Origin of the sequence: Vreelandella sedimenti (assembly GCF_013416325.1) — a bacterium.
GTDB classification, from domain to species: domain Bacteria; phylum Pseudomonadota; class Gammaproteobacteria; order Pseudomonadales; family Halomonadaceae; genus Vreelandella; species Vreelandella sedimenti.
Genome location: NZ_JACCGK010000013.1, coordinates 153,923 through 166,359, shown reverse-complemented (window position 1 = coordinate 166,359; position 12,437 = coordinate 153,923). Strand labels below are relative to the sequence as shown.

Here is a 12,437-nt window from a genome sequence, read left to right as displayed (position 1 = left end):
GGTCAGAGTAAAATGTATTTATGGAAAATAATTCCACACCTGCTCGGGCATGTAAACAGCGTAGACCCTAATGCGCTAAAATGCTCGACCAAATGACTAGGTATTAGGTTTTGGGAACGCGACTCATCAGCCGCGTCTAGGCCAACGGAAAATGGCGTTATGGAGAAACAACGATGCGTGATTTCCAACATCTGGAAGGCTTGTTTCGCCACGCCTCGGGCGATACCGCCCTTAGCCGCCTGTTGCCAGGGGAAGTATTGGCAGATGCCATGCAAGGCTATTTTCACCACTATGGCTTAGAAGCACTGCTGTTAGATACCAGTGAAGTGCATGCAGGCTTTATCGATACGGGGCGCTTTGCGCTGTGGTGCCAAGTGTGGAGCCCCCCGCAGCCGGTGGGCACTGCCTTCGTGGTACACGGCTATTTCGATCATATGGGGCTATATCGCCATTTGCTTGAACGCCTGCTGGCTAAGGGCTGGCGAGTGGTGCTGTGGGATCTTCCCGGCCACGGCCTTTCCAGCGGTGCGCGGGCGGCAATAGAAGATTTCGCTGATTATCAGCACTGCCTGGCCCATTTGCAGATGACCCTAAAGAGCCAAGGCATGGCGCCTGAGCCGTGGCTAGGCGTGGGCCAGAGTACCGGTGGGGCGATTCTAGCCACCGATGCACTCACCCGCCGTGAGGCTTCCGGCTGGTCGGGTTTGGTGCTGCTGGCGCCCCTGGTGCGGCCTTGGGGATGGAGCCAAACCAGCTGGCTGCACTTGATTGCCAGCCCGTTTTTAAAAGAGTTGCCGCGTAAATATCGTCCCAACTCTACCGATGAGCAGTTCACTGAATTTCTACGTGAGGGTGATCCGCTGCAGCCCGAGCGTTTGAGCGTTGCCTGGGTGAGCGCTATGCGCCGCTGGATGCCTCGCTTACTTGCGCAGGGGCCCAACCCACTGCCTACCCTGATACTCCAAGGCGAGCAGGATTTGACCGTCGATTGGGAGTGGAATTTAGCGATTCTGGCGAAGAAGTTTCCTAATGCCGAAATTCACCGCCACCCGGAAGCTCGCCACCACTTGGTAAATGAGGCAGACCCCATACGTGAAGTGCTGTTTGAAGCGTTGGATAACTTTGTAGATGGGTTTGTCGAGAGTGATGGCCAATAGTTTTTATAAAATATATTGGCGAGATTACTCCCTATACGTCACGGGCAATGAATAAATCCCGCTACGGATTTATTCAGTGCTTTTACCTTTCTATGTTCATACTTACTTTCATTACTGGGCGTTCAGGAAGTCCTCTACATTGAGCAGTATTAGCTCATTATCATCGGCGCGGCCTTGCTGGCGGCCAATCGAGAAAGGGAAGTTGTTGTCATTGGCGACCACGATGGTGCTCTCATCGACACGATCCACGTTCTCAATGGTCACAAAGGGAAAGCTAAAGGTGCCGTTGATCGTGCCACGGGGTGCGATACCGTCTGGATCCTGGATGTCCATCAGGTCGATATAGGCGATTTTTTCAAGCACACCCTGCTCATTTGTGCGGTTGAGATCGACGAGATAGATGCGTTTGAACTCGGCAGGGTTGTCTGCCCACTCTTCTCGCGGGTCGCCCTGGCGGCTATCACGCTCGATGATCAAGCCGCGAGTTCCGCCAATCAGATTGAAATCGCCAATCGCATGATCCGCTGACTCCAAGGGGTAGTAGCGGGTTGTGTCGCCCCACTCGCCGGTTTCAGTATGGAGCTCGAACATTCTTAATACGGGGGTGCCATCAATCGTTTCCGGGGCGTTGGCGTTGCTGTTCCAGACTGGCTTTTCCAATAAGGGGTAAAGGGTTGTTTGGTCTTCGGAGAGCGCCATGCCCTCGTAGCCACCGGAGCGAAACACCCTCACATCATCAGCGAGAGGCGCGCCAGGGTTCGGGGTGAGGGCAAAGGCATTGTCGGGGGAGCGCATCAGCGTCCCACCAGGATTGGTGGCCAGCACTTGCAGCACTTCGCCCTGATTATCGACCTGGATAATCCAGGGGCCGAACTCATCGCCAATCCAGTAGCTATCGCCCACCGGCTGTATCGATTCAATATCGAAATCAGCCCCGGTTAAAAAACGACCAGGAGTGGCTTCATTCATAATCGGGAAGGGCACCTTGCGGTTTGGATCCGATAGTTGAATGGTCTCCTCAATGATGACACGCCCAGTGTCCCAGTCAGTCTCTATGATGTTAAACATCAGAATGACGTCGGAGGAGTTCGCCTTGGAGCCAAAGCCGTTATCGGTCAACACCAGGAAACGGTTATCGCCAAGTGAGCGAATGCCAGAAAAACCTTGCAGAGGCTGGCTGGGGAAGGGTAGCGCTAAGCCGGTGGCTTGCATGTTCGTATACAACTGCTCAACGCGGCCCTCTTGGCCAGCAAAACGGCCTGAGACGTTGTAGTGCTCAGCGGCGCCGGAAGGAGCTGCCACAAAGGTGCTGCCGGGTAGCTGGGCATGGCCGGACAATGTGGCGGGAAAGCTCTGCTGGGCGTGTGCCGCACTGGTAAACGCAAAGGCGAGTAGAGCAGTCGCTAGTAACGGCTTTGTCATCACTATTTCACCATTTAGGAAGAAAAATTAGAGCAGGTGCAGCTTTTGCTAATTTTCATCCGTAATAGTGATAGTTGAATGACAAAGTGCAGACGTTTTAATGGCAGCAGGGTTTCACGTCGAGTCTGGCCCTGAGTCGTAAAATACGTCTTGCTCAACAGGCGTAAATGTTAATAAATAGTGTGGCTTTCAAATACATTATTCAAAGAGGAAATGACAATGGGATCATCGGTCAAAAAGGTACTGGTCTTTGCAGGCAGTGCCCGAGAAGCGTCACTGAACAAGCAGCTAGCCAAGCTGGCCGCCAAGCGTATTGAGGCGCTTGGCGGGGAAGCAACCTTTATCGATTTAAAAGATTACCCCTGCCCACTGTTTGATGAAGATATTGAAGCCCGGGGCGTGCCGGAGAATGTGCTGAAGCTGCGTGAGATTCTGGCGGATCACCAAGCAGTGATGATCTCTTCGCCAGAGTACAACGGCTTTATCACGCCGCTGCTGAAAAACACACTGGACTGGCTGTCACGACCCTATCAGGATACGCCGGGGCTCAAGTTATTTGCCGGCAAGTGGGCAGCGCTGGTGTCGGCTTCCCCTGGTGGGCTAGGTGGCATCCGTGCGCTGCCCCTTGGTCAGCAACTGTTAGCCAATCTGGGGTTGGTCGTGCTGCCACAGCCATTGTCGCTGGCGAAAGCTGGCAGCGCCTTCAATGATAGTGGCGCGTTACACGATGAAACCACGGGGCAGAAGCTGGATGCGCTGTGTCAACGCCTAGTGGATTCACTGGCCGCCACGCACTAACCGCCCAGTGGCTTTCGGGACTTACGCCCCCTTTAGCATCCGATCCAACTGGCGGTATCCAATGGCCTCAATTAGATGTGGCTGGGTGGGCTTGGGTTCGCCCTGAAGGTCGGCAAGGGTCAGTGCTACGCGCAGTACGCGATGATAGGCGCGGGCGGAGAGCTTGAGCTTTTCCAGCACGCCCGCAAGCCAAGTGCGCTCTTCATCGTTAAGCGCGCAGGCGGCCTCCAGGGCTTTGCCGCTTAGCTGGCTATTCAGCGCGCCACGGGCCATTTGGCGTTCTCGGGCGGCCATCACCCGCTCACGCACGGCTTCTGACGACTCGCCTTGGGTTTGTGCGGTAAGCTGCTCTGGCGGCAGTGCGGGCACTTCTACCTGTAGATCGATACGGTCCAGCAGCGGCCCGGAAAGCCGCGCTTGATAACGCTGGATTTGACTGGCGGTACACTGGCAGCGTTGGCGTGGGTCGCCCAAGTGGCCGCAGGGGCAGGGATTCATTGCGGCTACTAACTGAAATTGAGCAGGGTAGCGACGTTCATGACTGGCGCGGACTAAATGGATTTCGCCTGTTTCCAGCGGTTGCCGAAGTACCTCGAGCACATGGCGAGAGAACTCCGGCAGCTCATCCAAAAAGAGCACGCCGTGATGGGCCAGCGATATCTCGCCGGGTTTTGGTTTTGAGCCGCTGTCATTTTCAGCAATTAGTGCGACCCTCAGCGAGTAATATCGGGCTATTATGGTAGTCTGTACAGTATTGAGTGCGACAGAATTAATAGCAATTGATGCGACAGGTCTTGTTTTATTCAACATTTGGTGCGACTGCTCATGCCACTGCCTACATCCGTTCGTAAAATCGGCCCTACCCGACGAAGTGTGTCTGGCTACTATGCCTTTCGCGGGGAGGAGTCTATTGCGTTCGAGTCGACGCTCGAACGTGATTTCCTCATCAAGGCTGACTTTGATGTGAGCGTCCTTGGTGTGATTTCCCAGCCGTGCGAGATTCCGTTTCATCATCCCGTGACCGGTAGGCGTTACACCTACACGCCGGATTATTTGGTTTATTACCGTCTCGGTAACCGTCATTACAGGGATTACCCAAAACCTCTCCTGGTGGAGGTCAAACCACGGGAAAAGTGGCAAGCACATTGGCGTGAATGGTCGCCTAAATGGAAGGCGGCGATGCGGCATGCCAGCAACGAGGGATGGTCGTTTAGCATTCATGATGAGAGCCGCATTCGTGATAAGACCCTCGACAACATCACTTTCTTGGCGCGTTACAAACGAATGGTGTTTCCCTCTGTGGAAAGCCAGGCAGTGCTCAACACGGTGAGGGAGATGGGGGTGGCGACCTTGGATTACCTGCTATCTCGGCACTTCATGGGCGATCTTTATCGGGCAGAGGGGATTGCGCATTTATGGCATCTGCTGGCGACCCGACAGCTAGATTGCGATATGGCTCAATCTTTCAGTCCTCTATCAGAGGTGTGGGTACCCGATTATGAATAATCATCGTGACAACACAGCTGAACCTAGTAGCGGCGTCGCCCAAACACGCCAGCACTTGCAGATTACGGTGGGCGAGCAGGTTCAGAAAGATGGCACCGTTTACCGAATTTCTCAGGTACTAGATTTTGAGACGGTCATTGGTATTGCCGTTGAGTCCGGGCGTAGTTGTCCGCTGCGCATCAAAGAACTAGCGCCTCTCAATAGCGGGTCTGTGCTCCCTGAGCAGGATATATCCGAGATTGGGGATTCCGATTGGCAAGAGGCCGAGCATCGCTTTTCCATCATTAAGCCCTTGGTGGATCGCCATACGGTGGGGCGGGATGCAGCGGAGGAGCGTGCGAAACAAACGGGGGTTGATACGGCTACGATTTACCGTTGGTTAAAGCGGTATAAAGCGACGGGCTCGGTGCTCGCATTGATTCCTCAAAAGCCAGGGTGGAAGAAGGGAAAGTCGCGTATTCCCGCGCATGCCGAGGCAGTGATTCAGGAAGTCATCAAAGAGGTGTATTTGACGCTGCAGCGTCCGTCTGCACAAAAGGCGGTACAGGAAGTCATGCGGCGTTGCCATGAGCGGCGCATCGACCCGCCGAGCCCTGGTACCGTTCGTGCTCGTCTGCGTGACATTCCAGAGCGTGATCGGTTGCGTGGTCATGGCTTTAGAGAGAAAGCGATTAATAAGTTTCAGCCGGCTGCCGGAAAATTTCCCAATGCGGACTATCCGTTAGCCGTCATGCAGATTGACCACACGCCTGCCGATATTATTTTGGTCGATGACGTGTATCGCAAGCCGATTGGTCGCCCATGGATTACGTTGGCCATGGACGTGTTTACTCGCATAGTCACGGGGTATTACTTGTCGTTTGACCCGCCCTCTGAAACATCTGTCGGCATGTGTGTGGCACACTCCATGCTTCCTAAAGATGAGTGGTTGCTACTGCATAATGTGGAGGCTGAGTGGCCGGTATGGGGCACACCCGCCACGATTCATGTGGATAACGGCCCAGATTTTCGCTCAGAGACGTTTAGGCGCTCATGCCTAGCCTATGGGATTAATCTTGAGTTTCGGCCTGTTAAGCAGCCTCGTTATGGTGGCCACATTGAGCGGGTGCTGGGCTCTCTTCTCAAAGAAATTCATAACCTGCCTGGGACGACCTTTTCCTCCATTAAACAGAAAGAGGGGTACGATCCAGAGAAACACGCAGCCATGACGAAAAGTGAGTTTGAAGAGTGGCTGGTGACGTTGATCTGTAAGGTTTACCACCAGCGCCTTCATTCTGGGATTGGTATGTCGCCGATGAAGAAGTGGGAAATTGGTGTGTTTGGCAATGCGGATGTGCAGGGAGTGGGCTTAGCACCACGACCTACTGATAGACTTTCTGTATTGCTCGATTTTTTGCCCAGCTTTCAGCGCACGATCCAGACCTTTGGTGTGACCATCGATGGTATGAACTATTACGATGAAGCGCTAAGACCTTGGATCAATGCCAAAGATCCAGACATGCAAGACAAGAAACGCACCTTTGTATTCCGGCGCGACCCTCGCGACATTAGCGTTATTTGGTTCAAAGACCCGGAGCTCGGGCACTATTTTCGCATTCCCTTTGCCAATCTCGCCCTCCCCTCGATGAGCGTTTGGGAGTATGCCCAGGCCAAAGCGCGACTTCGCCAGGAAGGCAGGAGTTCGGTCAATGAGTCTGAAATCCTACGCGCTATTAGTGAGCTGCGAACCCATGTAGAGGAGTCGCAAGCACGTACCAAGCGAAGTCGCCGCCAGGCGCAACGACGTAAAGAGCATGAGAAGAAGGTGACGCCTGCTGATCCCCTTTTACATGCGCCCTCAACCGCGGCCCCCAAAGAATCACCCGCCCAGGGAGACGGTCTCTTATCGGGTGATATCGATGTGAACTGGGACATAGCATGAGCACACACCTTCATCCTGATCTTCGTCATGTCTTGGGGCTGTCCGCTAAAGAGCGAATGGAGTTTATGGATCAACCGCGCTGGTTGGGCTATCCATTGGCCAATCGTGTCATTGAGGTTATGCGTGGGCTGATGGAGAAGCCTAGTCGTCCTCGTATGCCTAACCTCTTGCTCGTGGGTGACTCCAACAACGGAAAGACAACCATCGTTCAACGGTTTCGTAAACAGTACGGTGAGGGCTACGTGAATGAAGACGTAGAACCGGTGAAACCAGTGATCGTCACTCAAGCCCCACCGAGTGCCGATGAGAAAAGTCTGTATATCGCAGTGTTAGAGAGCTTTTGGGCTCCCTATCGGCCTTCAGACCCGGTACCTAAGCTGCGCTACCAAGTGATTCATCAACTGCGGGCTTGCCATACCCGCTTGTTGATCATTGATGAGTTCCACTCACTGTTAACCGGTGGTGCCGTCAAGCAGCGCGAAACGATGAATGCCATTAAGCTTTTATGCAATGAGCTAATGATTCCCATCGTTGGTGTGGGTACGCAGGATGCTGTGCGTGTGCTGCATTCAGACCCGCAGCATGCGAGTCGCTTTGATGTGGTTGCATTACCGAAGTGGGAGCTCAATCAGGAGTTTCAGAAGCTGCTCGCTGGCTTTGAGAAGATCCTGCCGCTCAAACACCCCTCCCAGTTACATGAGCCACAATTGGCGACCCAGCTTCACGCGATCTCTGGCGGCAACTTTGGCGACCTGCACCGGCTGCTGATTGAGTGTGCTAATGCCGCTATTTTGTCCGGGGCTGAGCGCATTGATGAGAAAATTATTCAAAGTAAATCATGGGTGCGACCTACCCGTGGCATTAGGGAAGTGATGCTGTAATGCCCTGGGCACTGAGTGTGCCTCTGTTGCCTGAAGAGTCGCTTTCTTCATGGCTGGTACGGGCGGCGTTGAGACAGGGGTGTGATCCCTTGTCACTCACCGGGGCTATCTGGCCAACATGGCGTATATGGACAAGGGATATTGATAGGGAAATTCCCCTCGTAAGAATGCGCCCATTAGTCAATGCATCGGGGATATCGTCCGCTGAGTTTCAGAAAGCTGGGATGCGGGACGATTGCGAGAAAGTGGCCGGTTACTCATTACTGGAAACGCGGACTTGGCCCTGGTTGTTGGCACTCGGCAGCCGAAATCGAACTCGCCATGGAGGACAACAGATTTGTGCATTGTGTTTGGCAGAGGACTCAGCCCCCTACTTGCGCCGACACTGGCGATTCGCTTGGCACACTGGGTGCCGCTTTCATGGGGTGCAACTGATAGATGAGTGCCCGGTATGCAAGGCTCCTATAGAGCCTCATCGCCTGTCAGCGGAAGATCAACATTTAGCTCAATGCAGCCGGTGCCATGAGAATTTTAGAAAGGCAGTATGCACGTCACCTTTACCTGAAGCGTTCAGTTTCCAAGTGCTGGCTGATCGTGTTTTACAAGGGGATAGGGCGGCATTTGGGAACACCTCTATCACACTCGCGGATTGGTTTTCTATGGCGAGCTTCTTGGTTGGCGTTATGCGGCGCGCCAGTCGGCGGCCTACGTCACCCCTCGCGGGAGCGCTTCTGTCGTTAGGTATTCCCGTCGTGAATAACCGAATGCCTATATCTGGATTGGCGTTTGAGCTGTTGCCTATTAGCGAGCGGAGTGCTTTATTGACGGCGGTTGAGCGGTTAATGAGCATAGGTGTTGAGGAGGCGTTCAGGACGTTTGTCGCGTTCAATGTGAAAACGAGCGCGCTATTTGATCCTCGAAAGTCACCTCCCGTTGCACTGTTACCGATGCTATCACGATTATCTCATCATCCTCATGGGCCACATCGCCGCCGTGTTCAACCGGATCATCGCCCTGCATCGGAACGTGCTGTTAGAGCCTCTTGGGCGCGTTTAAAGCGCAGAATGAAAGCGGAGCCAACCTCTTGAAGCAACACAAAACGGTAGACTGCGATGAGTGTGGTCGAGAAGTCTCCAAATTGTGGCGACGCCATAAGGGGCATGGTTACTGCTCAACTTGCTATGCTCGTGAGTTTAAGCGGCGGATATGCCCACGATGTGGTGAGTTAGCTCGTTTGCCTAAGAATGACCCAGACGCCGTCTGTCGTCAGTGCGACGTCGACAAACCGTGTGCACGATGTGGAAAAGCCAGTTCAGACTACAACATCGGCAAGGTCACTCCCTACGGCCCTGTCTGTATCGCCTGCGCTCCCTATTTCAGAGAGCCAGAGTCCTGCGAGGAGTGTGGGGAATCCTCTCAACGTCTTACCCGAGTGACGCGTATGGGGCATGCTCATCGCTTGTGTCCACGCTGTGCGACGGCTGATCACGGTACCTGTTCTGCGTGTCGTCGACATCGCTTATTGGTGGTGGCACCCAACGGGGATGTGTTGTGCAAAGCCTGTAATGAGCGAGGGGAAATTGCCTGCCCATCGTGTGGTAATCCCATGCCAGCGGGTCGAGGCGATGCCTGTGAGCCCTGCTATTGGACGCGTACATGTCGTAAGCGGATCATCATTGGCCAAGCCGGTATCACCACCAAAGCGTTACGTGAGGCCTTTGGGGAATTTGGTGAATGGCTAATTCGTACCACAGGGCCGCATAAGGCTGCTCTCAAGATCAATCATTTCTTCTCGTTCTTCCTTGAGGTCGACCAGGCATGGTCACGGATACCGAGCTATTCGGAGCTGCTTCATCACTTCGGGGCGGAGGGGTTGCGGCGTGTAAGACTTCCTATGCGATGGCTGCATGAAGAGCAAGGGGTAGAGCCGGATCTCCAAGCAAAGAAGATCGACTCAGAGAAACGACGTATCAAAGCGTGTCTCAGGTCTATGCCGTCCGCTTCTTTATCAGAAAAAGCGCTGCATGCTTATTGGCAGCAATTAGAAACCCGTATAGAGGCGGGCAAAACGTCCCACACCTCCGCACGACTTGCACTAAGAGCGGCAGCCGCATTGCTACTCGCTACTGACCGGGAGGGGCAGCGACTTCCACAACAGGGCGATGTGGACAACTATTTGCAGGCGGTGCCTGGACAAGCAGCCTCGGTGACGGGGTTTACTAATTTCGGGTATCCGGATTATCTGGTTGGTATGCGAGAGAGAAAGGTGGCCGACAAACTCAACCCACAACGGATTAGCTGGTTGATGGCTCGCTCAGTACGCTCACTTGCTAGAGAGCAGATACTTCACCAAACAGGCGATGCCCAGGACCAGCAGCAATAGTAGGGCAATTCCGATCACTGGCATTATCCAGCCCATCGCCCCCATCATCCCGCAATCGGGTAGTGTCGTGTTCATCGTGACAGAGCTCCCTGTGGTGTCCATGCCCAAAACCCGTGGTGCCGCCGCCCAGTGGCACCACGGTCGCGCTCATATCGTTCACCCGGCACAGCAGGACAACTGCGTCACATCCTTGGTGAAAGTCTGGGCACAGAGCTTGAGCCCTTCCACCATGGTCAGGTAGGGAAATAGCTCATTGGCGATGTCGTGTACGGTCATGCGTGCGCGTAGCGCCATCACCGCCGTCTGGATCAGCTCACCGGCTTCCCCCGCCACCGCCTGCACCCCCAGCAACCGGCCCGAGTCGCGTTCGGCCACCAGCTTGATGAAACCACCGGTGTCGAAATTCACCAGCGCACGCGGCACGTTTTCCAGGTCCAGCTCGCGGGTATCGACGCTGAAGCCTTGCTCGATGGCCTCGGCTTCCGTCAGGCCGACGGTGGCCACCTGGGGGTCGGTGAAGATCACCGCCGGCATGGCGCTCAGGTCCAGGGTGGCTTCGCCCCCGGTCATGTTGACGGCAGCCCGGCTGCCCCCGGCGGCGGCGACATAGACGAACTCCGGCTGATCGGTGCAGTCACCGGCGGCATAGAGCCCCGGCACCGTGGTGTGCAGATGCTCATCGACCAGAATCGCCCCACGTGCGGTTTCCACGCCGAGGCTCGCCAGGTTCAGGGCCTCGGTATTGGGTGTCCGTCCGGTGGCCACCAGCAGTTGATCCGCCCGCAAGGTGCCGGCGTTGGTGTCGACAATGAATTCATTGTCGGTGTAGTCCACGCGGCTCGCCTGGGTCTGCTTGAGGACCTCGATGCTCTCGCGGCGAAACGCCGCCTCCACCGCATCCCCTACCGCCGGGTCTTCCTGGGAGAGCAGGCGGCTGCGGGCCAGCACCGTGACCCGGCTGCCCAGCCGGGCGAAGGCCTGGGCCAGTTCCAGGGCCACCACCGAGGCGCCGATCACAATCAGCCGCTCGGGAAGGGTGTCCAGGGCCAGCGCACTGGTAGAGGTCAGGTAGGGGGTGTCGGCAAGACCCGGGATCGGCGGTACTGCCGGTCGGGCGCCAGTACCGATTAAGGCGCGGTCGAAGTGGACGACCTGCTCGCCGCCCTCGTTCAGCTTGACCATCAGGCTATGGGCATCGATAAACCGGGCCTCGCCGTGCAGGACCGTGATGGCCGGGTGGTCGCGCAGAATCCCCTCGTACTTGGCGTCACGCAGTTCCTCGACACGTCGCTGCTGCTGCTCGAGCAGCTTGGCCCGATCCACCACCGGCGCCTGGGCGCTCAGGCCTGCATCGAAGGGACTTTCCGTACGCAAGTGGGCAATATGGGCCGCGCGAATCATGATCTTCGAAGGCACACAGCCTGTATTGACACAAGTACCGCCGACGGTGCCGCGTTCGATCAGGGTGATCCGGGCGCCGCGCTCGGCGGCTTTCAGGGCCGCCGCCATGGCGGCGCCGCCGCTGCCGATCACCGCGATGTGCGGGGCGTCTTCATCACGGCCCTTGGACACCGATGCGCCTGCCGGGGAAGTGGGCCCACTGTTGGCCAGTCGAGCTTGGTAGCCAAGTCGGGTCACGGCAAACGTCAACGCCGAGGCCGGTGTCTCCGGATCAACGGCTACCGATGCCGTCCCCTGAGGATAGGATACCTCCACCGACTGCACGCCGGGCAGCTTCTCCAGGGCTTCCCTGACATGATCCGCACAGCGGTCACAGGTCATGCCACTCACGTTGAGTTCAATCATCACGTTTCTCCGAGTCTTCATTAGTAAAGCCGGCATCCTGCTTCCGCTTGTGGTATCGCGCGTAGAGAGGTAAGCCGATGGCCAGGGCGGCAAACAGCAGGTAATCGAGATAGCCTGCCAACGCGGCCAGGCCCGCCGTACCGAATAGCACCAGGGCGATTGGCGCGGCGCAACACAGCACCATCAACCCGGTGCCAAGCACGACGCTTAAAAATTTCTGCGAATCTTTCACGCTTATTCCTTCACCGTGGCGGGCAAGCTCGTAAACAACTCACCCGATGACCGCGATGTGCAGCTGCTTGATGTCACTCAGGGGGCGTATTCCTTGATTTGATAGAGCCGTTGTCACAACAGGCGTCGAACTGCTTCTTACGCCAAATCGCATAAATGGTCAGGCCGATGAAGAAGGCCAGGGCCGGCAATAACACAACGTCGAGATAGCCCGTCAGCCCCGCCAGGCCCACCGTGCCAAGCAGGATCACCAGGATCGGCGTAAAGCAGCACAATGCCACCAGGACGGTGCCGATCACGCTCACGCGCAGCAGGGGCTTGGGATTCTTCAT

Annotated in this window: 11 protein-coding genes and 1 pseudogene; 7 read left to right on the top strand and 5 right to left on the bottom strand. The window is 55.8% G+C overall.

Annotated elements, in window-relative coordinates:
* Positions 1-173: 173 nt before the first annotated feature.
* Complete coding sequence (locus HZU72_RS15860; RefSeq protein WP_180093780.1) at positions 174-1,157, top strand: alpha/beta hydrolase; 984 nt, start codon at positions 174-176, stop codon at positions 1,155-1,157.
* 111 nt (positions 1,158-1,268) lie between these two features.
* Here HZU72_RS15860 and HZU72_RS15855 read toward each other — a convergent pair whose 3' ends face one another.
* The gene (locus HZU72_RS15855; protein WP_208458115.1) at positions 1,269-2,579 is read right to left on the bottom strand and encodes an esterase-like activity of phytase family protein; all 1,311 of its coding nucleotides are present in this window, start codon (positions 2,577-2,579) and stop codon (positions 1,269-1,271) included.
* A 219-nt stretch (positions 2,580-2,798) separates the two neighbouring features.
* On the opposite strand from HZU72_RS15855, the gene HZU72_RS15850 reads away from it, so the two are divergent.
* Complete coding sequence (locus HZU72_RS15850) at positions 2,799-3,377, top strand: NADPH-dependent FMN reductase (protein WP_180093776.1); 579 nt, start codon at positions 2,799-2,801, stop codon at positions 3,375-3,377.
* 21 nt (positions 3,378-3,398) lie between these two features.
* Here HZU72_RS15850 and HZU72_RS15845 read toward each other — a convergent pair.
* Positions 3,399-4,061 (bottom strand): annotated as a pseudogene (locus tag HZU72_RS15845) (ATP-binding protein); the annotation flags it as partial.
* A gap of 141 nt (positions 4,062-4,202) precedes the next feature.
* Between HZU72_RS15845 and HZU72_RS15840 the strand changes: the two are divergent.
* The 5 genes from HZU72_RS15840 to HZU72_RS15820 all read left to right on the top strand — a co-directional run bounded on the left by HZU72_RS15840 (position 4,203) and on the right by HZU72_RS15820 (position 10,068).
* A complete protein-coding gene (locus tag HZU72_RS15840; protein WP_141440360.1) occupies positions 4,203-4,883 on the top strand; it encodes a TnsA endonuclease N-terminal domain-containing protein in 681 nt (226 codons plus the stop codon).
* Entirely contained in the window at positions 4,876-6,804 is a 1,929-nt protein-coding gene (locus HZU72_RS15835) for a TnsB C-terminal domain-containing protein (RefSeq protein WP_180093774.1), read from the top strand. Before HZU72_RS15840 ends, HZU72_RS15835 begins: the two co-directional genes overlap by 8 nt.
* Positions 6,801-7,685, top strand: coding sequence for a TniB family NTP-binding protein (locus HZU72_RS15830; RefSeq protein ID WP_141440362.1), 885 nt, complete (start codon positions 6,801-6,803; stop codon positions 7,683-7,685). The genes HZU72_RS15835 and HZU72_RS15830 overlap by 4 nt, the downstream gene beginning before the upstream one ends.
* A complete protein-coding gene (locus HZU72_RS24230) occupies positions 7,685-8,773 on the top strand; it encodes a TniQ family protein (RefSeq protein WP_180093772.1) in 1,089 nt (362 codons plus the stop codon). The genes HZU72_RS15830 and HZU72_RS24230 overlap by 1 nt, the downstream gene beginning before the upstream one ends.
* 518 nt (positions 8,774-9,291) lie before the next feature.
* Positions 9,292-10,068 carry a hypothetical protein gene (locus tag HZU72_RS15820; RefSeq protein WP_235976141.1) on the top strand — a complete coding sequence of 259 codons (777 nt, stop codon included), beginning with the start codon at positions 9,292-9,294 and terminating at the stop codon, positions 10,066-10,068.
* A 156-nt stretch (positions 10,069-10,224) separates the two neighbouring features.
* On the opposite strand, the gene merA is transcribed toward HZU72_RS15820, so the two are convergent.
* From merA to merF (HZU72_RS15805), 3 genes are all read right to left on the bottom strand, one after another.
* A complete protein-coding gene (gene merA, locus HZU72_RS15815) occupies positions 10,225-11,874 on the bottom strand; it encodes a mercury(II) reductase (RefSeq protein ID WP_082051506.1) in 1,650 nt (549 codons plus the stop codon).
* The gene (merF, locus tag HZU72_RS15810; RefSeq protein WP_027965777.1) at positions 11,867-12,106 is read right to left on the bottom strand and encodes a mercury resistance system transport protein MerF; all 240 of its coding nucleotides are present in this window, start codon (positions 12,104-12,106) and stop codon (positions 11,867-11,869) included. Before merF (HZU72_RS15810) ends, merA begins: the two co-directional genes overlap by 8 nt.
* 73 nt (positions 12,107-12,179) lie before the next feature.
* Positions 12,180-12,437, bottom strand: a complete 258-nt coding sequence (merF, locus tag HZU72_RS15805; RefSeq protein ID WP_033988342.1) for a mercury resistance system transport protein MerF — start codon at positions 12,435-12,437, stop codon at positions 12,180-12,182.